At 73.6% G+C, this 22,481-nt stretch carries 14 protein-coding genes; 11 read left to right on the forward strand and 3 right to left on the reverse strand.

Going from position 1 to position 22,481, the window contains the following annotated elements; genetic code table 11:
* Window positions 1-2: 2 nt before the first annotated feature.
* Window positions 3-3,662, reverse strand: a complete 3,660-nt coding sequence (locus ACFTXQ_RS29405; RefSeq protein WP_382646308.1) for a nitrate reductase subunit alpha — start codon at window positions 3,660-3,662, stop codon at window positions 3-5.
* Window positions 3,663-3,869: 207 nt separating this feature from the next.
* On the opposite strand from ACFTXQ_RS29405, the gene ACFTXQ_RS29410 reads away from it, so the two are divergent.
* A complete protein-coding gene (locus ACFTXQ_RS29410) occupies window positions 3,870-4,604 on the forward strand; it encodes a YwiC-like family protein (RefSeq protein ID WP_382646311.1) in 735 nt (244 codons plus the stop codon).
* Window positions 4,605-4,771: 167 nt separating this feature from the next.
* Here ACFTXQ_RS29410 and ACFTXQ_RS29415 read toward each other — a convergent pair whose 3' ends face one another.
* Entirely contained in the window at window positions 4,772-7,531 is a 2,760-nt protein-coding gene (locus ACFTXQ_RS29415; RefSeq protein WP_382646314.1) for a lysylphosphatidylglycerol synthase domain-containing protein, read from the reverse strand.
* Between the two features lie 158 nt (window positions 7,532-7,689).
* Between ACFTXQ_RS29415 and ACFTXQ_RS29420 the strand changes: the two genes are divergently transcribed.
* The 5 genes from ACFTXQ_RS29420 to nudC all read left to right on the forward strand — a co-directional run bounded on the left by ACFTXQ_RS29420 (window position 7,690) and on the right by nudC (window position 18,098).
* Window positions 7,690-8,055: an MGMT family protein gene (locus tag ACFTXQ_RS29420; RefSeq protein WP_382646317.1), complete on the forward strand. Its 366-nt coding sequence runs from the start codon at window positions 7,690-7,692 to the stop codon at window positions 8,053-8,055.
* Between the two features lie 174 nt (window positions 8,056-8,229).
* Entirely contained in the window at window positions 8,230-11,646 is a 3,417-nt protein-coding gene (locus tag ACFTXQ_RS29425) for an ATP-dependent helicase (protein ID WP_382646320.1), read from the forward strand.
* 98 nt (window positions 11,647-11,744) lie between these two features.
* Complete coding sequence (locus tag ACFTXQ_RS29430; RefSeq protein WP_382646323.1) at window positions 11,745-15,623, forward strand: UvrD-helicase domain-containing protein; 3,879 nt, start codon at window positions 11,745-11,747, stop codon at window positions 15,621-15,623.
* 10 nt (window positions 15,624-15,633) lie between these two features.
* Window positions 15,634-17,037 (forward strand): dipeptidase, encoded by a 1,404-nt coding sequence (locus ACFTXQ_RS29435; RefSeq protein WP_382646326.1) that lies wholly within the window; start codon window positions 15,634-15,636, stop codon window positions 17,035-17,037.
* 113 nt (window positions 17,038-17,150) lie between these two features.
* Window positions 17,151-18,098: an NAD(+) diphosphatase gene (gene nudC / locus ACFTXQ_RS29440; protein ID WP_382646328.1), complete on the forward strand. Its 948-nt coding sequence runs from the start codon at window positions 17,151-17,153 to the stop codon at window positions 18,096-18,098.
* 63 nt (window positions 18,099-18,161) lie between these two features.
* On the opposite strand, the gene ACFTXQ_RS29445 is transcribed toward nudC, so the two are convergent.
* Complete coding sequence (locus tag ACFTXQ_RS29445; RefSeq protein WP_382646331.1) at window positions 18,162-18,422, reverse strand: mycoredoxin; 261 nt, start codon at window positions 18,420-18,422, stop codon at window positions 18,162-18,164.
* Between the two features lie 195 nt (window positions 18,423-18,617).
* Between ACFTXQ_RS29445 and ACFTXQ_RS29450 the strand changes: the two genes are divergently transcribed.
* The 5 genes from ACFTXQ_RS29450 to ACFTXQ_RS29470 all read left to right on the forward strand — a co-directional run bounded on the left by ACFTXQ_RS29450 (window position 18,618) and on the right by ACFTXQ_RS29470 (window position 22,471).
* The gene (locus tag ACFTXQ_RS29450) at window positions 18,618-20,783 is read left to right on the forward strand and encodes an ATP-dependent DNA helicase UvrD2 (RefSeq protein ID WP_382646333.1); all 2,166 of its coding nucleotides are present in this window, start codon (window positions 18,618-18,620) and stop codon (window positions 20,781-20,783) included.
* A 179-nt stretch (window positions 20,784-20,962) separates the two neighbouring features.
* On the forward strand, window positions 20,963-21,280 hold the full coding sequence (locus ACFTXQ_RS29455; protein WP_382646380.1) for a hypothetical protein: 318 nt from the start codon (window positions 20,963-20,965) through the stop codon (window positions 21,278-21,280).
* 176 nt (window positions 21,281-21,456) lie between these two features.
* Window positions 21,457-21,828, forward strand: a complete 372-nt coding sequence (locus ACFTXQ_RS29460; protein ID WP_215013586.1) for a WhiB family transcriptional regulator — start codon at window positions 21,457-21,459, stop codon at window positions 21,826-21,828.
* Window positions 21,825-22,154: a hypothetical protein gene (locus ACFTXQ_RS29465; protein WP_382646336.1), complete on the forward strand. Its 330-nt coding sequence runs from the start codon at window positions 21,825-21,827 to the stop codon at window positions 22,152-22,154. Before ACFTXQ_RS29460 ends, ACFTXQ_RS29465 begins: the two co-directional genes overlap by 4 nt.
* Before the next feature lie 110 nt (window positions 22,155-22,264).
* The gene (locus tag ACFTXQ_RS29470; protein ID WP_382646339.1) at window positions 22,265-22,471 is read left to right on the forward strand and encodes a hypothetical protein; all 207 of its coding nucleotides are present in this window, start codon (window positions 22,265-22,267) and stop codon (window positions 22,469-22,471) included.
* Window positions 22,472-22,481: the final 10 nt, after the last annotated feature.

Genomic DNA, 22,481 nt, shown 5'->3' on the forward strand with positions numbered 1-22,481 from the left:
GATCAGTACTCCACCTTCTGGTCGCGGCGGCGGATGACCGTCACCTCGTCGCGCTGGTTGCCGGTCGGGCCGAGGTAGTTGAAGGCCCAGGTGAGCTGGGCGTAGCCGCCGATGAGATGGGTGGGCTTGAGCATCACCCGGGTCAGGGAGTTGTGGATGCCGCCGCGGCGGCCCGTCTTCTCCGTCTTCGGGACGCCGACCGTCCGCTCCTGGGCGTGGTTCATGTAGACCGTCCCGGGCGGCATCTTGTGGGAGACGATCGCGCGGGCGGTGACCACGCCGTTGCGGTTGACCGCCTCGATCCAGTCGTTGTCGGCGACCCCGATCGCCTCGGCGTCCTGCGGGGACATCCACACCGTCTGGCCGCCGCGGCCCAGCGTCATCATGTAGAGGTTGTCCTGGTACTGGCTGTGGATGGCCCACTTGTTGTGCGGGGTCAGGTACCGGACCGCCACCGACTTCGCCTTCTCGTCGACGACGCCGAGCTCGGGCTCCCCGTAGATGGTGTGCATGTTGAGCGGCGGCTTGTAGACGGGCAGGGACTCGCCGACCTCGTGCAGCCAGTCGTGGTCGATGAAGAAGTGCTGGCGGCCGGTGAGGGTGTGCCAGGGCTTGAGGTGTTCGGTGTTGACGGTGAAGGCCGTGTAGCGGCGCCCGCCGGCCTCCGAGCCCGACCACTCGGGCGAGGTGATCACCGGAACCGGGCGGGCCTGGGTGTCGGCGAAGGTGATCCGCTTGCCCTCGGCCTCGGCGGCCAGGTGGGCCATGTGCGTGCCGACCTGCCTCTCCAGGGTCTCGAAGCCCTGGGTGGCGAGGCGGCCGTTGGACGTGCCGGAGAGGGAGAGGATCGCCTCGCACGCCCGCTGCGCCGTGTCCAGGCGCGGCCGGCCCTCGGCTGTCCCGGACCTGACCAGGCCGTTCTTCTCACCGAGGTAGGCGACCTCCTCGGCGACGTCGAAGGTGATCGCCTTGGTCGTCACGCCCAGCGCGTCCACGAGCGGGCCGAGCGCGGCGAACTTCTCGCCCACGGCCCCGTAGTCGCGTTCGACGACGGCCAGGTTGTACATCGTCCTGCCGGGTACCGGCTCGCACTCGCCCTTGGACCAGTCGAGGGCGACCCCGCCGGGCTGGGCCATCTCGCCGCCGGGGGTGTCGTGCTGGAGGGCGGTCGCCACGAGGTCCCGGCGGACGCCCAGGTGGGTCCGGGCGAGCTCGCCGAAGCGCTCGGCGAGGCAGCGGAAGGCGTCGTAGTCGGAGCGGGCCTGCCAGGGCGGGTCCACGGCCGGGCTGAAGGCGTGCAGGAAGGGGTGCATGTCCGTGGAGGACAGGTCGTGCTTCTCGTACCAGGTGGCGGCGGGGAAGACCACGTCGGACAGGAGCGTCGTGGACGTCATCCGGAAGTCCATGGTCATGAGGAGGTCCAGCTTCCCCTCGACGTCCTCCTCCCGGTACGTGACGTCCTTCGGGGCGCAGCGCGGGCCGTCCTCCGGGAGGTTGGAGTGGGTGCCGAGGAGGTGCTTGAGGAAGTACTCGTTGCCCTTGGAGCTGGAGCCGAGGAGGTTGGCCCGCCACACGTTGAGCACGCGCGGCCAGTTGCACGGGGCGTCCGGGTCCTCGCCGGCGAAGCCGAGGGTGCCGTCCTTGAGCTGCCGGACCGTTTCCGTGATCGGGTCCTCGGCCTCGCCCAGTTCCAGGGGGTTGCGGTCGAAGGTCGGGTACGAGGGCATCCAGCCCATCCGGGCGCTCGCCGCCAGGCAGTCCGCGCCGGTCATGCCCGCGAACGCGCCCTCCGCGAGCGGGGAGGCCAGTGCCTCGGCGGGCAGGGTGTCGTAGCGCCACTGGTCGGTGTGCAGGTAGAACCAGGCCGCGCCGATCATCTGGCGCGGTGGGCGTGACCAGTCGGAGGCGGCGGCGAGGGTGGCCCAGCCGGTGACCGGGCGGCACTTCTCCTGGCCGACGTAGTGGCCCCAGCCGCCGCCGTTGCGGCCCTGGCAGCCGGTGAGGGTGAGCAGGGCGAGGAAGGAGCGGTAGATGGTCTCGGAGTGGAACCAGTGGTTGGTGCCGGCGCCCATCAGGATCATGCACCGGCCACGCGACTGCTCGGCCGTCTGCGCGAACTCCCGGGCCACGCGGGCGGCCTGGGCGGCGGGGACGGAGGTCAGGGACTCCTGCCAGCCGGGGGTGCCGGGCTGGGAGGCGTCCTCGTAGCCGGTGGGCCACTCGCCGGGCAGACCCGGGCGGCCGACCCCGTACTGGGCGAGCATCAGGTCGAAGACGGTGGTGACCAGGCGGCCGCCGAGGCGGCGGACGGGAACCCCGCGGCGGACGGTGCCGCCGCGCTCGTCGTCCTCGAAGCGGGGCAGGACGATCTCGGCGCTCTCCCCTTCCGCGAGGAGCGTGAGCCGGGGGACGGTGTCGCCGAGGTCGAGATTCCACTCGGGTGTCTCGTTCCTGCCCCAGCGGTGCCCGAGGGTGCCGTTCGGGACGACGGGCTCGCCGGTCGCGTCGTCGACGAGGACGGTCTTCCACTCGGCGTTCTCGGTGTCCCGGCCGAGATCGGCGGCCGTGACGAACTTGCCGGGCACGAGGCCCTGTTCCGTCTCCCTGAGGGACACCAGGAACGGCAGATCGGTGTACGTGCGGACGTAATCCTCGAAGAACGGGGTCCGGCGGTCGACGAAGAATTCCTTGAGGATGACGTGGCCCATCGCGAGGGCCAGCGCGCCGTCCGTGCCGGGGTGCGGGTGCATCCATTCGTCGGCGAATTTCGTGTTGTCCGCGAAATCGGGGGAGACCGTGACGACCTTCTGCCCGCGGTAGCGGGCCTCGGCCATCCAGTGCGCGTCCGGGGTGCGGGTGACGGGGACGTTCGAACCCCACATCATCAGGTAGGCGGCGTCCCACCAGTCGCCCGATTCCGGGACGTCGGTCTGGTCGCCGAACACCTGCGGGGAGGCGACCGGGAGGTCGGCGTACCAGTCGTAGAAGGACAGCATCGGGGCGCCGATGAGGGAGTGGAAGCGGGCGCCGGCGGCGTGCGAGGCCATGGACATCGCGGGGATCGGCGAGAAGCCGGCGACCCGGTCCGGGCCGTGCTCCTTGATCGTGTGCACGTGAGCGGCGGCGACGATCTCGGTCGCCTCCTCCCACGTCGCCCGCACCAGCCCGCCCTTGCCGCGGGCCCGCTGGTAGGTGCGGCGGCGTTCCGGATCGGCCTGGATGTCGGCCCAGGCCAGGACCGGGTCCTTCAGCCGGCGCTTGGCCTCGCGGTACGTCTCCAGCAGCGCGCCGCGCACGTAGGGGTAGCGGACGCGGGTGGGGGAGTACGAGTACCAGGAGAAGGAGGCACCGCGGGGGCAGCCGCGGGGCTCGTACTCGGGGCGGTCCGGGCCGACGGAGGGGTAGTCGGTGGCCTGGGTCTCCCAGGTGATGATCCCGTCCTTGACGTACACCTTCCAGCGGCAGGAGCCCGTGCAGTTCACGCCGTGGGTGGAGTACACGACTTTGTCGTGGCTCCAGCGGTCCCGGTAGAACGCCTCGGCGGCGCGGCCCCCGGTCCGGTGGACGGTGCGCAGGTCCTCGGACACCTCGGCACGCGTGAAGAAACTGCCCGCCTTGATCAGTGAATCGGCGGCGTCCCTGTGTCCCTGACGCTCGTGCACGACGACCCTCCAGGCCGGAAAGGAAATGTTGGTGATTCGACGCTACGCCCGCCGAAAAGGCGAAAGCGGTGACAAAGGTCCCCTGCGGCCGTGACCTCTTCCCGGTATTTCGCGGGCCGACCGGCTGGCAGGCTGGAAAATGCCCAACTTCGCGCGGGCGGGGCGAAATTACGCGATGCAATACCAATTACGAAGGGCTGCGGCACGGTGGCGAGAAGACGGGTGTGGCTCCCGGACCAGCACGGGGCGTGGGCGATGCTGACGGTCCCGTTCCTGGCGGGCACGTTCCTGTCCCCGCGGCCGGGGTGGGCGCACGCGGTGCTGTTCGCGGCCTGGCTGCTCGGGTACGCCGCGGTGTTCCACGCGCAGCAGTGGCTGCGGCTGCGCAGGCGCGGCCTGCGGTCGGCGGACCGGCACGCGCGGCCGGCGGTGGTGTTCGGGGCGGCGTGCGCGGCCACGGGCGTTCCGCTGGCGGTACTGCACCCCTGGCTGCTGCCGGCCGCCCTGCTCGCCGCACCGTTCATGGCGGTGAACGCGTACTACGCCTGGCTGGGCCGCGAGCGGGCCCTGGCCAACGGCCTGGCGGCGGTGGTCCCGGCCTGCGGAATGCTCCTGGTGGCGGCCCGCCTGGGAGGCCTCTCCCCGGCCGGGGCGTGGCCTGCGGCGGCCGCCTGCCTGCTCTACTTCGCGGGGACGGTGCCGTACGTGAAGACGATGATCCGGGAGCGGAACTCGCGGGCGTACCGGGCCGGTTCGGTGGCCTACCACGCGGCGGCCCTGGGGCTGGCCACCGTGCTTTCCCCCTGGCTGGCGCTCCCCTTCACGGCCTACCTGACGCGCGCCGCCACCCTCCCGGGCCGTGGCCTGCGCGTCCCCGTGGTCGGCGCGATGGAACTGGCCGCCTCCTTGACGCTGCTGGCGACCCTCCCGCTGGCCTTCTGATGCCTCGAACGCCGAGGGGGCCGGGCGGAGCCCCGGTTCTTGTGGCCGCACTCGCCCACTCAGGCGGGCAGAAGCCAGCCCCGCCGGCGTTTGAGGCGCGGGGTCTGGGGCGGAGCCCCAGGACGCCGGCCCGCAGGCCCCGGGAGTTCCGCACACCGGGCCGGAGGCTAGATGGCCTCTTTGCGGGTCAGGAAGTTGAACGACACCCACCCCGGCAGCACCGGCAGCCAGAACGTCATCAGCCGGAAGAGCAGGACCGCCGAGATCGCGACCTCCTTCTCCAGGCCCGCCGCGATCAGCCCCAGCGTCAGCGTCGTCTCCACCGCGCCGATACCGCCCGGCGTCGGCGCCGCAGAGCCCAGCGCGTTGCCCGCCAGGAAGACCACCGCGATGCTCGCGTAGCTGATGGCCTGGCCGCCCCCGAACGCCCGGATCGAGGCGTCCAGGCACATCACGAAGCAACCGGTCAGCAGCAGCATCCCCCCGATGCCCGTCATCAGCTTCTGCGGCCGCTGCAGCACGTCCAGCATCCGGGGCACCACCCCCGCGAACAGCGCCCGCACCCGCGTCACGACGAACTTCCGCATGAACGGGACCGCCGTCACCACCAGCACCAGCACCGCCACGGTCAGCAGACCGGCGATGACGGTCCTGGACGGGGTCATCTCGGGCGTCTTCTCGGTCCCGGTCAGATAGCCGAAGGACAGCAGCAGCAGAATGTGGCTGGCCAGCCCGAACAGCTGCGAGGCCCCCACGCTCGCGACCGCGAGCCCCGGCCGGACCCCCGCCCGCTGCAGGAACCGCGTGTTCAGCGCGACACCACCGACCGCCGCCGGAGCCACCAGCTTCACGAAGGACCCGGCGACCTGCGCCACCACCGTCCGCAGGAACGACACCCGCTCCGGCACGAAGCCCAGCAGGCTCATCGCCGCCGCGAAGTAGCTGAGCGCCGAGAAGGCCAGCGCCGCCCCGACCCAGCCCCACTGCGCCTCGCCGATGATCTTCGCGAAGTCCACGTGGGCCAGCTGCGTCAGCAGGAAGTACGCGCCGAACGCGCCCGCGATGAACGACACCAGCGTCCGCGGCCGGATGCGCTCCAGCCGGGCCGGCTCCACCGGCGCCTGCGGGCGGATCAGCAGCACCTGCTGGCGGATCTGGCTCAGCAGGTCCTCCTCCCGCGCCCCTTCGAGCGCGTCGTCCAGCGCCTTCTTCTCGGCCTTGCGGTCGGCGGCGGGGCTCGTGTCCGAGCCCGCCTCGCGCGCCGCCTTCGCCGCCCGCGAGGACTCCAGTACGGCCTCCCGCTGCCGGTCGGCCCGCTCCCGGGCCAGCCTGCGCAGCGTCGCCCGCGTGGAGCGGCTCAGCGCGATCGGCTGGAGCAGCGGCAGGCAGTCCGCCACCGCGTCCGGGCCGAGCACCGACACCGCCGAGGCCACCGCCCGCTCCGCGCCGACCCGCAGGCCGAGCGTGGTCAGCAGCTGCGCGATGTCCATCCGGAGCACCAGATCGCCCGCGGCGATCTCGCCGCCCCGCAGGTCGGTGAGGATGACGCTGCCGGAACGATCCACCACCAGCGCGTCCCCGGTGAGCCGCCGGTGCGCGATCCGCCGCGACTGCAGGGCCCGTACCTGCTCCCACGCGTTGCGCGTCAGGTCGTCGGTGATCTCCTCGTCGCCGAGGGCGTCCAGGGTCCGGCCGCCCAGGTGCTCGTACACGAGCATCACGGCGTCCGGGCCGAGCTCGGAGGTGGCGATCAGCTTCGGCGCGTTCGCCCCGGCCGCGATGGCGGCGTACGCGAGCAGCGCCTCCTGCTCCAGCGCCTGGCGCAGCGACTGCAGGCTGCGCCGGGTGGTGATGCCGCGCAGGGTGAGCCGGCGCCAGACCCGGTAGAAGAAGCCCTGCGCCTGCTGCTCGCGGTCCACGACCGTGACGTCGAGCGGCGGGCCGTCCTCCAGGGTGACGTGGTAGCGGCGGCCCCGGTCGCTCACCTCGGAGGCCTCGGGGCCGTCGGGCATCTCCGCGCGCATCGCGCTGACCGGCTGGAAGCCGACCCGGCGCAGTCCCGCGAGGAGGTTCTGCCCGGTGGGGCGCACATTGGGCGAGCCGACGGCGTACAGCGTCCCGTACGCGACGCTCCAGCCGATCAGCACGGTCAGGATGATCGAGAAGGGGGTGGTGTAGCCGCTGACCAGCATCGTGAACGCGTCGAGCAGCAACACCACCCACAGGGCGACGCGCCAGTGCGGTCTGCGGGTCATCCCGACGGCGCACATGTACGCGATCACGGGCGCGAGGTAGCCGTGCACCGGGTCGGTGAGGGCCCCGCCGGCGCCGGCGGAACGGGTGAGGGCGTCCTGGATGGTCTCCGGGGCGGCCTGGGAGACCCACAGGTCGGTGGCGAGCGTGACCCCGTGCGCGAGGACGGCGGCGAGCACGCCGTCGGCGATGCGCAGCCCGTCGCGCTTGATCAGCCGCTCGATGGCGAAGGCGACCGGGAGCAGCAGCACCGCGATGCTCGACACCAGCGCGGCGACCTTGATCAGCAGGTCGGGGGCCTGGCCGGTGCCCTTGTTGATGTCCTCTTCCAGGCCGACGGTGGTGCCGTGGGCGAAGGCGGCGATGCCGAGCACGACGGCGATGCCGAGGATGCCGACGAGGAGGCGTACGAGGTCGGAGGGCCGGTGGACGCGGGCGGCGAGCAGCGGTTCGTCCACCTCGACCCGGTCGGCGGCCGTGGGGGCGTGCCCGTGCGGACCGGCCTCGGGGGCCTCAGAGGCCTCGGATGCTTCGGGGGCTTCGTGGGCGGCGTCCGCACCGCCGTCGGCGCCGGGCTGTGAACCGTCCAGCGGGCCACCGCGCCGCGCACTGTGCTCCGGACCGTCGTCAGGGCGCGCGTCGTCGTCCGCCGTCGCGCCGTCCGGAGGGCTCACACCCTGCTCCTTCGTCGTCACTTCCGTCTCTTCTTGATCACGTATCACCAGTCACCGCCCGGAAGATGGTGGCACGGACCGACCGGCGAGCGGGGCATCAGGGTGCGCGCCGGTGCGGAACCCAGCCTTCCGTCGGCGGGCCGCCGACGTGCTGCACCATGGGCGGAATGAGCGAGGAGCTGCCCGCGTACGCGGAGCGAGTGCTGGACGTGGCCGAGCGGATTCCGCCCGGCCGGGTGATGACGTACGGGGACGTGGCCGAGTGGCTCGGCGAGGGAGGGCCGCGACAGGTCGGCCGCGTGATGTCCCTGTACGGGAGAGTCGTGCCCTGGTGGCGCGTGGTGCGCGCGGACGGCGTACCGCTGCCCGGCGCCGAGCGGCGCGCCCTGGAGCACTACCGGGCCGAGGCCACCCCGCTGCGCACGACGGCGTCCGGCGAGCCGCGGCTCGACATGCGCCGGGCCCGTTGGGACGGCGAGGGTGCCGACGGCGGCGAGGGGGACCGCGACGAGGTTCACACCTGACAGCTTCCGCCATGCGAGGCCCGCACGGGCGGTCGAGCGCGCGTGCGAAGGACCGTACGGGGGACCCGGAGGAACTGCGCGAGGTCCCCCGCTTGCCGTAGCGTTGCCTCTTCGACTTCGGCCGGGGCCGCGCCCGCGGCACAGGCAGACCCACCAGGACCGGCGCTTCACGTGATGACCTCTTCCTCCGACCGCACCGAGCGGCGGCGTACGCGGACCCCTGACGCGTACCGGCTCGTGCGCACCGGGCCGGAGCGGGTGGACCCCCCTGTTCTGGACGCAGCCCAGCGGGCGGTGGTTGATCACACCGGCGGACCGCTGCTGGTCCTGGCCGGACCGGGCACCGGCAAGACGACCACCCTGGTCGAGGCGGCGGCCGCCCGCGTGGAGGCGGGCACGGACCCCGCCCGCATCCTGATCCTCACCTTCAGCCGCAAGGCGGCCGTGGAACTGCGGGACCGGGCCGCCCTGCGGCTCGGCGGCGCGCGCGCTCCGCAGGCCACCACCTTCCACTCCTTCTGCTACGGCCTCGTCCGCGCCCACCAGGACACCGAGCTGTTCGCCGACCCGCTGCGGCTGCTGTCCGGCCCGGAGCAGGACGTGACGGTCCGCACCCTGCTGGAAGGCCAGCGGCAGATCCGCTCCATCCGCTGGCCGGACGACCTGCGGGCCGCCCTCACCACGCGCGGCTTCGCCGACGAGGTCCGGGCCGTCCTGGCCCGCGCCCGCGAACTGGGCCTCGGCCCTTCGGCGCTCGACTCCTTCGCGACCCGGATCGGCCGCCCCGACTGGAAGGCCGCCGCGGCGTTCCTCTCCGAGTACCTGGACGTCCTGGACATGCAGGGCACCCTGGACTACGCGGAACTGGTCCACCGCGCCGTGCTGCTGGCGGAGCGCACCCCCTCCCTCTCCTCCTCGTACGACGCGATCTTCGTCGACGAGTACCAGGACACGGACGCGGCGCAGCTGCGGCTGCTGCGGGCCCTGACCGGCCCCGCCGGCACGCTGGTCGCGTTCGGCGACCCCGACCAGTCGATCTACGCCTTCCGCGGCGCGGACATCAACAACATCCTGGACTTCGAGTCGGCCTTCCCGGGCGCTGCCGTCCACGCCCTGACGGTCGGCAGGCGCTCGTCCGCCGCCCTCCTCGCCGCCACCCGCCTCCTGACGGCCCGTATGCCCGTTCCCCGCCTCCCGCAGGCCGCGGTCCGCGCCCACCGCAACCTGGAACCGGTGCGGGAGGGCGGCCGGGTGGAGGTCCTCACGTTCCCGACGGCCGGCGCCGAACTGGACAACATCGCCGACGTCCTGCGCCGCGCCCACCTGGAGGACGGGGTCCCCTGGCAGGACATGGCCGTCCTGGTCCGCTCCGGCGGCCGCACCCTCCCGGCGATGCGCCGCGCCCTGATCACGGCCGGCGTCCCGGCCGAAACGGACGGCACGGACACCCCCCTGCGCCACGAACCGGCCGTGGCCCCCCTCCTGACGGCCCTCCGCGTCACGGCCACCGCGGCCGCCGAACCCCTGCCGGCTGCGGCTGAGGCCGTGGCCGCGCCTGTCACGCCGGAGGCGTCCGATGAGCCCGGCCCGGCCGCGCCGGAGCCGGCCGCAGGCCCGGGCGCCGCAGGCCCCGGCCCGGCCGTGCCGGACTCCGCCGACTCCGACGCCGAAGGCGAGACGGGGGACCCGGGGCCCGGCCCCGAGGAGGCCGCCGACCCCGCCGGAGGCGTCGCGGCCGGAGGCGTCACGGTCGAGGCGGCCATCGAGCTGCTCGCCTCCCCCCTCGGCGGCATGGACGCCGCCGACCTCCGCCGCCTCGGACGGGCCCTGCGCGACGAGGAGCGCGCCGCAGGCGTCAAGGTGCCCGCGCCCTCCGACGTCCTGCTCGCCCGCGCCCTGGCGGAGCCGGAACGGCTCACCGCCCACGACCCCGCCTACGCCCGCGGAGCGCAGCGCCTCGGCCTGCTCCTGCGCAAGGCCCGCGAGCTTCTCCAGGGCGGCGGCACCGCCGAAGAGGCCCTGTGGACCCTCTGGGACGGCACCCCCTGGCCCGACCGGCTGGAACGCCGGGCCCGCCGCGGCGGCGCGGCCGGCCGCAACGCCGACCGCGACCTCGACGCCGTCTGCGCCCTCTTCGACACCGCCGCCCGCGCCGAAGACCGCACCGGCGGCAGCGGCGCCCTCAACTTCCTCGAACAGCTCGAAGCCGAGGACATCGCCGCCGACACCCTCACCGCCCGCGCCGCCCGCCCCGACGCGGTCCGGCTGATGACCGCCCACCGCTCCAAGGGCCTGGAGTGGTCCCTCGTCGTCGTCGCCGGCGTCCAGGAGGGCCTGTGGCCCGACCTCCGCCGCCGCGGCTCCCTCCTGGAAGCCGACCGCATCGGCCGCGACGGCCTCGCCGAGCCCCTCACCCCCGGCGCGCTCCTCGCCGAGGAGCGCCGCCTCTTCTACGTCGCCGCCACCCGCGCCCGCGACCGCCTCGTCGTCACCGCGGTCAAGGCCCCCGCCGAGGACGGCGACCAGCCCTCCCGGTTCCTCACCGAGCTCGGGGTCACCCCGAAGGACGTCACCGGCCGCCCGCGCCGCCCCCTCGCCGTCCCCGCGCTCGTCGCCGAGCTCCGCGCCACCACCGTCGACCCCGACGCCTCGCCCGCCCTGCGCGAGGCGGCCGCCCGGCGCCTCGCCCGCCTCGCCGCGCTCACCGACGACGAGGACCGCCCCCTGGTCCCCGCCGCGCACCCGCAGCGCTGGTGGGGCCTGTACGAGCCCACCCGCAGCAGCGTCCCGCTCCGCGACCGCGACCGCCCCGTCGCCCTCTCCGGCAGCGCCCTGGACCAGCTCGCCAACACCTGCTCCCTCCAGTGGTTCCTCGGCCGCGAGGTCAAGGCCGACGCCCCCTCCACCGCCGCCCAGGGCTTCGGCAACGTCGTCCACGTCCTCGCCGACGAGGTCGCCTCCGGCCGCACCCCCGCCGACCTGGCCGTCCTCATGGAACGCCTCGACTCCGTCTGGGACGCCCTCGCCTTCGACGCCCCCTGGAAATCGGCCCAGGAGAAGGACAACGCCCGCGCCGCCCTCGAACGCTTCCTGCGCTGGCACACCACCGACCGCGGGGGCCGGGCGGCCGTGGCCACGGAGCACGCGTTCGACGTCACGCTCGAAGCGGGCGAGTACGCCGTCCGGATCCGGGGCTCCATGGACAGGGTCGAATCGGACCCGCAGGGGCGGGCGTACGTCGTCGACTTCAAGACCGGCAAGGCCGCGCCCACGAAGGCCGAGGTCGCCCGCCACCCCCAGCTCGCCGTCTACCAGCTCGCCGTCCGCGAGGGCGCCGTCGACGAGGTCTTCGACGGGCTGCGCCCCGCGCCCGGCGGCGCCGAGCTCGTACAGCTCCGCCAGGGCGCCGCCGACCCCAGGATCCAGGCGCAGGAGCCGCTGGCCGGGGAGTGGGTCGGCGACCTGCTCGCCACGGCCGCCGGCCGCGTCCTCGACGAGCGCTTCGCGCCCGTCACCGGCCGACAGTGCGACCACTGCTCCTTCCGCAGCTCGTGCAGCGCCCGCCCCGAAGGCCGCCAGACCGTGGAGTGAGACCGGGCAGGCGCGAGCCGCGGCCGGGCGCACGGCGGGAGGCGTCCGGCATGCGGCGGGCGGCGGGGAGTGTCAGCGGGTGCGGCTAGCCTCTTTACGTGTCCGCGCGTCCCTCCCTCCTCACCGACCCCGAGCAGCTCAAGGAGCTCCTCGGCATCCCCTTCACGCCCGAACAGCTGGCCTGCGCCACCGCCCCGCCCGCCCCGCAGGTCATCGTCGCCGGCGCCGGCTCCGGCAAGACCACCGTCATGGCCGCCCGCGTCGTCTGGCTCGTCGGAACCGGCGCGGTCGCCCCCGAGCAGGTCCTCGGCCTGACCTTCACCAACAAGGCCGCCGGCGAGCTGTCCGAGCGCGTACGCAAGGCCCTCGCGCGGGCCGGCATCACCGACCCGGACCCGTCCCCGGCCGATGCCGAAGCCGCCGCCGGCGAACCGCGGATCTCCACCTACCACGCCTTCGCCAGCCAGCTCCTCAAGGACCACGGCCTGCGCATCGGCCTGGAGCCCACCTCCCGCCTCCTCGCCGACGCCACCCGCTTCCAGCTCGCGGCCAAGGTGCTGCGCGAGGCCCCCGGCCCGTACCCGTCCCTCACCAAGTCCGTCCCCGACCTGGTCGGCGACCTGCTCGCGCTCGATGCCGAGCTCTCCGAGCACCTGGTCGAACCGGCGGAGCTGCGGGCGTACGACACCGGGCTGCTGAACACCCTCGCCGACGTCAAGCTCACCAACGACGACCTGCGCAAGGTGCCCGAGGCCGTCCGCGGCCGCCTCGAACTGCTGGAACTCGTCGGCCGCTACCGCGCCGCCAAACGCTCCCGCGACCTCTTCGACTTCAGCGACCAGATAGCCCTCTCCGCCCGGCTCGCCACCACCCGGCCCGAGGTCGGCGCCCTGCTGCGCGAGGAGTTCCGCGTCGTCCTCCTGGACGAGTACCAGGACACCTCCGTCGCCCAGCGCCTCCTGCTCTCCGGCCTCTTCGGCGGTGGCACCGGCCACGCCGTGACCGCCGTCGGCGACCCCTGCCAGGCCATCTACGGCTGGCGCGGTGCCTCCGTCGCGAACCTCGACGACTTCCCCGAGCACTTCCCGCACGCCGACGGCACCCCCGCCACCCGGCTCTCGCTCAGCGAGAACCGGCGCAGCGGCGGCCGCCTCCTCGACCTCGCCAACGGGCTCGCCGCCCCGCTGCGCGACATGCACGAGGGAGTCGAGGCGCTGCGCCCGGCGCCCGGCGCGGAGGGTGCCGGCTTCGTCCGCGCCGCCCTGCTGGAGACCCACGCCCAGGAGCTGGAGTGGCTCGCGGACTCCGTCGCGCACCTGGTCCGCACCGGGACGGAGCCGCGCGAGATCGCCGTACTGTGCCGCTCCGCCGGGGACTTCGCGCGGATCCAGGCCGTCCTGGTCGAGCGGGACGTCCCCGTGGAAGTGGTCGGCCTGTCGGGGCTCCTCCACCTCCCCGAGGTCGCGGACCTCGTCGCCGTCTGCGAGGTCCTCCAGGACCCGGGCGCCAACGCCTCCCTCGTCCGGCTCCTCATCGGCCCGCGCTGGCGGATCGGCGCGCGCGACCTGGCCCTGCTGGGCCGACGCGCCCGGCTGCTGGTGGGCCGCTCGCCGGCCGAGGCGGATCCCGACGAACGGCTGGCGGCGGCGGTGGAGGGCGTCGACCCGGCGGAGATCGTGTCCCTGGCCGACGCGCTGGAGACCTTCCTCGACGGCGCGGGATCGGCCCCGGACGACCTCCCCTTCTCGGCGGAGGCCCGGGTCCGCTTCGCGCACCTCGCCCAGGAACTGCGCGACCTGCGCCGCTCGCTGGCCGATCCCCTGATGGACGTCCTGCACCGCGTGCTGTCCGCGACCGGCCTGGAGGTGGAGCTCTCCGCCTCCCCGCACGCCCTGGCGGCCCGCCGCCGCGAGACGCTTTCGAGCTTCATGGACGTCGCCGCGGGCTTCGCCGCCCTCGACGGCGAGGCCTCGCTGCTGGCCTTCCTGGCGTTCCTGCGTACAGCGGCCCAGTACGAGAAGGGCCTGGACCACGCCCTGCCCGGCGGGGAGAACACGGTCAAGGTGCTGACAGCCCACAAGTCGAAGGGCCTGGAGTGGGACGTGGTGGTCGTCCCGGACCTCTGCACGGGTTCCTTCCCCAAGGAGAAGCCCCCGGAGGCCTGGACCTCGTACGCGAAGGTGCTCCCGTACGCGCTGCGCGGCGACGCGACGACCCTGCCCGGGGACCCTGCCTGGACCTCGGCCGGCCTGAAGTCCTTCAAGGCGGCCCTCAAGCACCACAAGGCCACGGAGGAACTCCGCCTCGGCTACGTGACCTTCACCCGCCCCAAGTCCCTCCTCCTGGCCTCGGGCCACTGGTGGGGCCCGACCCAGAAGCGGCGCCGCGGCCCGTCCCCCTTCCTCACCGCCCTGTACGACCACTGCGCGGCCGGTCACGGCGAGATCGAGGCCTGGGCGGACGAACCGGAGCCCGACGCCGAGAACCCGTCCCTTTCCGCGGCGGCGGAGGCGGACCACTCCTGGCCCCTGCCCCTGGACCCGCAATCCCTCACCCTCCGCCGCGAGGCGGCGGCCCTGGTCGAGTCCTACCTGGCGACGCCGGAGCCGGCCCCGAAGCCGGAAGAGTCGTACCTCTGGCCCCCGCACTGCGAGGACCCGTCCTACGAGGACGAACCCGCCTGGCCCGCAGGCACCCCCGACGACCCCTGGGCGGCGGAGCCCCCGCATGCCGCGGGGCAGGACCCGGACGACCTTTGGTCCGACGGCCCCTGGGCGGCGGAGCCCCCGCATGCCGCGGGCGGCAACGCCTCGCCCGCGCCCGGGCGGGAGGGCCCGGCCCCTGCCGCGGGGCAGGACCCGGACGACCTCTGGGCGGCTTCGGCCGCGGAGCCGTCGGGCGGCGCAGCCGCGCCCGCGTCCGGGGGCCGGGGCAGCGCCCCGGTTTCGGGAAGGGGCGGGGTGGGGGACACCTCCGGCTCCGCCGTACCCCCCGCCCGACGGGCCGCCGACCGGCCTGCCGAGGCCGTCGCGCCCGCACCTGCCGGGGGGCAGGACCCCGAGGACCCGTGGGCGGGGGAGCCCTGGGCGGCTGCCGCTCCCCACGCGTCGGGCGGCGTCGCCGTGCCCGGGCCGGAGGCCTCCGTTCCCGCCGGGGGGCAGGATCCGGACGACCCGTGGGCCGGTGAGCCCTGGGCGGCGGAGCCCCCGCAGCCCTCGCGCGGCGCAGCCGTGCCGCCGCCCGGGGCCGCGGGCCTGACCCCCGAAGAGGCCCGCGCCATCGCCTCCTGGGACCGTGACCTGGAGGCCCTGGAGGGCGAGCTGCGCCGTGCCCGCGCCGCCGTGCGCGACGTCGAGCTCCCGGCCGCGCTCTCCGCGAGCCAGCTGCTGCGCCTCGCCGCCGACGAGCAGGGCTTCGTCCGCGAGCTCGCCCGCCCCATGCCCAAGCCGCCCCAGCCCGCCGCCCGCCAGGGCACCCGCTTCCACGCCTGGGTCGAGTCCCGCTTCGACGAGCTCCCGCTCCCGCTCCTCGACGTCCTCGACCCCGCCACCGAACTCCCCGGCTCCGACCAGGAGGTCGCCGACGAGGCCGACCTCGACGCCCTCAAGGCCGCGTTCGAGCGCAGCCCGTACGCCGACCGCCCGCCCCACCGCATGGAGGCCCCGGTCCAGCTCACCCTCGCCGGCCGCGTCATCCGCGGCCGGATCGACGCCGTGTACCGCAACCCGGACGGCTCGTACGAGATCGTCGACTGGAAGACCGGCCGCACCACCGAGGCCGACCCCCTCCAGCTCGCCGTCTACCGCCTGGCCTGGTCCGAAGCCACCGGAACCCCCCTCGACCAGGTCACCGCCGCCTTCCTGCACGTCCGCAGCGGCCGCGTGATCCGCCCCCGCAACCTCCCCGACCGCGCCCGCCTTGAGCGGATCCTCCAAGGGGAACCGGGCCCGGACGGTGCCCACCAGGTGGACGGCTAGGCTCGTGGGCATGAGCGACACCCCGCCGGACAGCGTCGTCCGCACGTACATCGACACCCACCGCGCCGCCTTCCTCGACGACCTCGCCGAGTGGCTCCGCATCCCCTCCGTCTCGGCCCAGCCCGAACACGAGGGCGACGTCCGCCGCAGCGCGGAGTGGCTCGCGTCGAAGCTCAAGGAGACCGGCTTCCCGGTCGCCGAGATCTGGGAGACGCCCGGCGCCCCGGCCGTCTTCGCGCACTGGCCGGCCGCCGACCCGGCCGCCCCCACCGTCCTCGTCTACGGCCACCACGACGTGCAGCCCGCCGCCCTCGCCGACGGCTGGCACACGGACCCGTTCGAGCCGGTGGTCCAGGACGGCCGCATGTACGGCCGCGGCGCCGCCGACGACAAGGGCCAGGTCTTCTTCCACACCCTCGGCGTGCGCGCGCACCTGGCGGCCACCGGCGCCGACGCCCCCGCCGTGCACCTCAAGCTCCTCATCGAGGGCGAGGAGGAGTCCGGCTCCATCCACTTCCGCGCCCTCGTCGAGGAACGCGCCGAGGCGCTGGCCGCCGATGTCGTGATCGTCTCCGACACCGGCATGTGGTCCGAGACCACCCCCACCGTCTGCACCGGCATGCGCGGCGTCGCCGACTGCGAGATCGACTTCCACGGCCCGGACCAGGACATCCACTCCGGCGCCTTCGGCGGGGCCGTGCCCAATCCGGCCACCGTCGCCGCCCGTCTGGTCGCGGCCCTGCACGACGCCGACGAGCGGGTCACGATCCCCGGCTTCTACGACAACATCGCGGAGCTGTCCGAGGCCGAGCGCCGGCTGATCTCCGAGCTCCCCTTCGACGAGTCCGAGTGGCTCCGTACGGCCAGGTCCCACGCGGCCGCCGGCGAGAAGGGCTACTCCACCCTGGAGCGGGTCTGGGCCCGCCCGACCGCCGAGGTCAACGGCATCGGCGGCGGCTACCAGGGCCCCGGCGGCAAGACCATCGTGCCCGCCTCCGCCCACCTGAAGCTGTCGTTCCGCCTGGTGTCGGGGCAGGACCCGTACGAGGTCGAGGCGGCCGTACGGGACTGGGTCGCGGCCCGCATCCCCGACGGAATCCGGCATACCATCATCTTCGGCGCGCCGACCCGCCCGTGCCTGACGCCGCTGGACCACCCGGCGCTGCAGTCGGTCGTACGGTCCATGGGCCGGGCCTTCGGCCAGGAGGTCCGCTTCACACGCGAGGGCGGCTCCGGCCCGGCGGCCGACCTCCAGGACGTCCTGGACGCGCCCGTCCTGTTCCTCGGCATCTCCGTCCCGTCCGACGGCTGGCACTCGCCGAACGAGAAGGTCGAGCTGGACCTGCTCCTCAAGGGCGTCGAGACGACCGCCTACCTGTGGGGCGACCTGGCCGCCCACTGGAAGCCGGCCTGACCCGCGCCCACCCCACGACCCACCGAGCCATCGAGTCCCGAGCCACCGAGTCCCAGTCACGAGCCACTGAGCCTGCCTGTCACTGAGCCTGCCTTGTCCCACCACCGGGGGAGTTGGAAGTACCTGTGAGCACCCAAACCGAGCGCCCTCTCTCGCTCACCGCGCCCAGCGGAATCGACCGCGCCGCGCACCACCGCCTCGACGAGGCCTGGCTCGCCGCCGCCTGGAGCCACCCGACGACCCGCGTGTTCGTCGTCTCCGGCGGCCAGGTCCTGATCGACGACACCCCCGACGGCGGCACCGCCATCGTGATGACCCCGGCCTTCGAGGCCCCGGCCACCGAGACGCACCGCTACTTCCTGGGCACCGACGAGGACGGCGTACGGTACTTCGCGCTCCAGAAGGACTCGCTGCCCGGCCGCATGGACCAGTCGGCCCGCCCGGCCGGCCTGCGCGAGGCCGGCCTGCTGCTGAACCCGCGCGACGCCGGGCTGATGGTCCACGCGGTGGCGCTGGAGAACTGGCAGCGGATGCACCGCTTCTGCTCCCGCTGCGGCGAGCGCACGGTGGTCGCGGCCGCCGGGCACATCCGCCGCTGCCCGGGCTGCGGCGCCGAGCACTACCCGCGCACCGACCCGGCCGTGATCATGCTGGTCACGGACGACCAGGACCGCGCGCTGCTGGGCCGCCAGGTGCACTGGCCGGAGGGCCGGTTCTCCACCCTCGCCGGCTTCGTCGAGCCCGGCGAGTCGATCGAGCAGTCCGTGATCCGCGAGGTGTGGGAGGAGGCGGGCGTCCGGGTCGGCGAGGTCGAGTACGTGGCCAGCCAGCCGTGGCCGTTCCCGTACAGCCTGATGCTGGGCTTCAACGCCCGCGCCACCACCTCCGAGATCAACGTCGACGGCGAGGAGATCCAGGAGGCCCGCTGGTTCTCCCGCGAGGAGCTGAGCGAGGCGTTCGAGTCCGGCGAGGTCATCCCGCCGTCGGGCATCTCCATCGCCGCCCGCCTGGTCGAGCTCTGGTACGGCCGGCCCCTGCCCAGGCCCGCCCCCGCCGCCTGACGCGGGGCGGGAACGCAGAAGGCCCCCGCCGAGGCGGGGGCCGCTCTGTTGCGCGAGGACCGGTCAGACGGCGAGGGCCTGCTTGACCTGGGCCAGGCTCGGGTTCGTCATGACCGACTCGCTGCCGGCCGGGGAGACCACGAGGACGGTGGGAACCGTCTGGTTGCCGCCGTTCGCCTTCTCGACGAACGCCGCGGACTCGGGGTCCAGCTCGATGTTGATCTCGTTGTACGCGATGCCTTCCCGGTCCAGCTGGGTCTTCAGCCGGCGGCAGTAGCCGCACCAGGTCGTGCTGTACATCGTCACGGAACCCTTGTCCTGCATGCTGCGGTCTCCTCTGTGGGTCTCGGCCGGTCTCGGGGCCTGGTCGGTCCGAGTACTCGAACGTACGGCACCGCGCCGCCATTCCCGCACGCGGTGGCGACCCGGCGTGACGGGCCGGTATGACAAGTACGACGGACAAGGGCTGCCTGTGGACAAGTTTCCCGCCCGGCCCACGAGACCTGGCAGCATGGCGGGGTGACAGCAGCAACGCACTCCTCATCCTTCCCCGCCGCCGCCGACTCGGCGGACGCGGTGCTCCTGGGCCTGGACCCGGAGCAGCGCGAGGTCGCGACGACCCTGCGCGGACCGGTGTGCGTGCTGGCCGGAGCCGGTACCGGCAAGACCCGCGCGATCACCCACCGCATCGCCTACGGCGTCCGGTCCGGGCAGCTCATGCCGGCCAGTGTGCTGGCCGTCACCTTCACCAACCGCGCCGCCGGCGAGATGCGCGGCCGCCTGCGCGGCCTCGGCGCGGAGGGGGTCCAGGCCCGGACCTTCCACTCCGCCGCCCTGCGCCAGCTCCAGTACTTCTGGCCCAAGGCGGTCGGCGGCGACGTCCCCCGGCTGCTGGAGCGCAAGATCCAGTTCGTCGCCGAGGCCGGCGCACGCTGCCGCATCCGCCTCGACCGCGGCGAGCTGCGCGACGTCACCGGCGAGATCGAGTGGGCCAAGGTCACCCAGACCGTGCCGGCCGACTATCCGGCGGCCGCCCTCAAGGCCGGCCGCGAGGCCCCCCGGGACATGGCCGAGATCGCCCAGATCTACGGGACGTACGAGCAGCTCAAGCGCGACCGAGGCATGATCGACTTCGAGGACGTGCTGCTCCTGACCGTGGGCATCCTCCAGGACCGCCACGACATCGCCGAGCAGATCCGCGCCCAGTACCAGCACTTCGTCGTCGACGAGTACCAGGACGTCAGCCCGCTCCAGCAGCGGCTGCTCGACCTGTGGCTCGGCGAGCGCGACAGCCTGTGCGTCGTCGGCGACGCCAGCCAGACGATCTACTCCTTCACCGGCGCCACCCCCGACCACTTGCTGAACTTCCGCAACCGCTACCCGCAGGCCACCGTGGTCAAGCTGATCCGCGACTACCGCTCCACCCCCCAGGTGGTGCACCTCGCCAACGGCCTGCTGAACCAGGCCAGGGGCCGCGCCGCCGAGCACCGCCTGGAGCTGGTCTCCCAGCGCGAGCCCGGCCCCGACCCCGTCTACGCCGAGTACCCGGACGAGCCCGCCGAGGCCGAGGGCGTCGCCGCGCGGATCCGCGACCTGATCGCGGCGGGCGTGCCGGCTGGCGAGATCGCCGTGCTGTTCCGTATCAACGCCCAGTCCGAGGGCTACGAGCAGGCCCTCGCCGACGCCGGCGTCCCCTACCAGCTGCGAGGAGCCGAGCGGTTCTTCGAGCGCCAGGAGGTCCAGAAGGCGATCCTCGCGCTGCGCGGAGCGGCCCGCTCCGGCGGCAACGACCGGGTCCTCGACGACGTCGTGGAACTGGGCTCCCAGGTCCGCGCCGTGCTCAGCTCCACCGGCTGGAGCGCCGAGCCGCCCGTCGGCTCGGGCGCGGTGCGCGACCAGTGGGAATCGCTGGCCGCCCTCGTCCGCCTCGCGGAGGACTTCGCCCGCAGCCGGCCCGGCGCCACCCTGGCGGACCTGACGGTCGAGCTGGAGGAGCGCAAGGCCGCCCAGCACGCCCCGACGGTCCAGGGCGTCACCCTGGCCTCGCTGCACGCGGCGAAGGGCCTGGAGTGGGACGCCGTGTTCCTCGTCGGCCTCACCGACGGCATGATGCCGATCACCTACGCCAAGACCGACGAGCAGGTCGAGGAGGAGCGCCGGCTTCTCTACGTCGGCGTCACCCGGGCGAGGCTGCACCTGACCCTCTCCTGGGCGCTCTCCCGCGCCCCGGGCGGCAGGGTCTCCCGACGCCCCAGCCGCTTCCTGAACGGCCTGCGGCCAGGCTCCGTGGCCCCCGGGAGCCTGCCGGGCTCCGCGGCCGACCGGTTGGCCCGGAGGCGCGACAGGCGGGGCCCCACGCTGTGCCGGGTGTGCCGCAAGACCCTGACCGAGGCCGGCGAGCTCAAACTGATGCGCTGCGAGGACTGCCCGTCCGACATGGACGAAGGACTCTACGAGCGGCTGAGGGAGTGGCGGTCGGCCCAGGCGAAGCAGCAGGGCCTGCCCCCGTACTGCGTCTTCACGGACAAGACGCTGATGGCGATCGCGGAGGCCGGACCCTCCGAGCCGGGGGAGCTGTCGATGATCTCCGGAGTGGGCGTCCGCAAGCTCGACCGGTACGGCGCCGACGTCCTGGCCATCTGTGCAGGTCAGGAGCCTGCGGTCGAGGATCCTGACGACGCGTAGAAACTCGTCGGAAAAATAGTTTGCACATGCCCAGCGAAGACCCATAGGTTCTTAGCAACGGAAACGGTGGCTTCTCCGAAGCCCCGGATCCGTGCTGTACTTATCCGAATACGCATGGGACAGGCCCCCGGGCCCCGTCCCCGAGACGCCGAGAGGAGGCGAGACCAGTGACCAGCTTCATGACCACCACCAAAATGACCGATCGCTCGGTCGCCGCTTCCTGCCTGCTCGGTTCCGTCTCCCTCCGGGGTACCGGTCTGTCCGCGATTTCCGCTGACAGCCCCGCCCTCTCGGCGAGCCTTGCGGCCGGCGCGCGCCGCAATGAGCGACCGACCAAGGCACTGGTGGCAGTAGCGGAAGCCCAGGCGCATGGAGCCTATGGCTTCGCGGCCGCAGCCGGTGCCGGATCCCAGCCGAAGCAGACGACGCAGACGACGCAGCAGCACCACCTGATGTGGGCCTTCCGTGGGCTCGAACCCTGGAGTGATCCAGCCTGATCGCATGATCAGGCCGGCGCCTTCAGGGCCGCGGAACCCCACCCGGGATCCGCGGCCCTTCTGTTTGTCCCCGAACGGGGACGACGGAGCGAAGGGGCCTCGGGACTGGCAAGACCAGCCGCCACCCGGCCAACCGGCCGGAACGACTAGCCGAACAAGACGAGGAAGAAACCACCGTGCAACTCGAAGCGCACGCCCCGTCCGTACCGCAGACCCAAACGATCTCCCCGCCCGCAGTCCCGGAGGACCACGCCTTGACCCCGCTCACCGCGCTGACCGCGCTCGACGACGCCATCGAGAACCTCGGCGTCCCCGTTCCGTGCCGCACCTTCGACCCCGAGGTCTTCTTCGCCGAGTCCCCGGCGGACGTCGAGTACGCCAAGTCCCTGTGCCGGACCTGCCCGCTGGTCGAGGCCTGCCTCGCCGGGGCGACCGAGCGCCGCGAGCCCTGGGGTGTCTGGGGCGGCGAGCTCTTCGTCCAGGGTGTCGTCGTAGCCCGGAAGCGCCCGCGTGGCCGTCCGCGCAAGAACCCGGTTGTCGCGGCATGACCGCCAACGGAACCATCGACCGCCCCCTCACGCACGACCCCCTGAAGCAGGCCCTCATGACCGCCCACACGACGAGCGAGCAGCCGCACGGCTCCGCCCACGCAGACTTCATCACCGCCGGCGCGATCACCTCGCGTCAGAACAGGACCCGCGAAATGCAACTCATCCCAGAAGCCCTGGCCCGTGCCCATATGGACGACCGCATGCGTGAGGCCGACGCCGAGCGTCACGCCCTGCGCCTGCTGGCCGCCCGCCGCATGCAGCGGCGAGCCGAGCGCGTCTCGATGCGCGCCCGGCGCGCGCTGGCCATGGCCGTCATGCACTGACAGCCGACGGCTGACAGAGAAGAAGATCCCCGGGGGACCGGTCCGAACGGACCGGTCCCCCCGGTGCGTTGCGAAGGGCTGTCCACCCCCTACGGGGATATCGTCTGGAGGTGGACCAGCCGAACCCCCACCCCGCCCCCCGGGGACCCGAGGCCCAGCCCGTCGTCTGCGCGCGCTGCGGCGCAGAGTCCCCCAACGGCGCCCCGCCCACCTGGACCTGTTCGGTGGAGAACGGGACGAGACAGTACTTCTGCGTCGACTGCGCCCGGGCCAACCTCCGGGCGATCGAGGGCAGGCTCGACTCCTCCTGGTGGTGAGCCGGAGCCG

The sequence above is a fragment of the Streptomyces sp. NPDC057010 genome (assembly GCF_042673805.1).
Lineage (GTDB): Bacteria > Actinomycetota > Actinomycetes > Streptomycetales > Streptomycetaceae > Streptomyces.

Excerpts from the sequence above, each read along its gene's own strand:
- ACFTXQ_RS29465 (WP_382646336.1), top strand. The coding sequence starts at position 21,825 with ATGACCGCCAACGGAACCATCGACCGCCCCCTCACGCACGACCCCCTG.
- ACFTXQ_RS29420 (WP_382646317.1), top strand. The coding sequence starts at position 7,690 with ATGGGCGGAATGAGCGAGGAGCTGCCCGCGTACGCGGAGCGAGTGCTG.
- ACFTXQ_RS29435 (WP_382646326.1), top strand. The coding sequence starts at position 15,634 with ATGAGCGACACCCCGCCGGACAGCGTCGTCCGCACGTACATCGACACC.
- ACFTXQ_RS29455 (WP_382646380.1), top strand. The coding sequence starts at position 20,963 with ATGACCACCACCAAAATGACCGATCGCTCGGTCGCCGCTTCCTGCCTG.
- ACFTXQ_RS29445 (WP_382646331.1), bottom strand. The coding sequence starts at position 18,422 with ATGCAGGACAAGGGTTCCGTGACGATGTACAGCACGACCTGGTGCGGC.
- ACFTXQ_RS29425 (WP_382646320.1), top strand. The coding sequence starts at position 8,230 with ATGACCTCTTCCTCCGACCGCACCGAGCGGCGGCGTACGCGGACCCCT.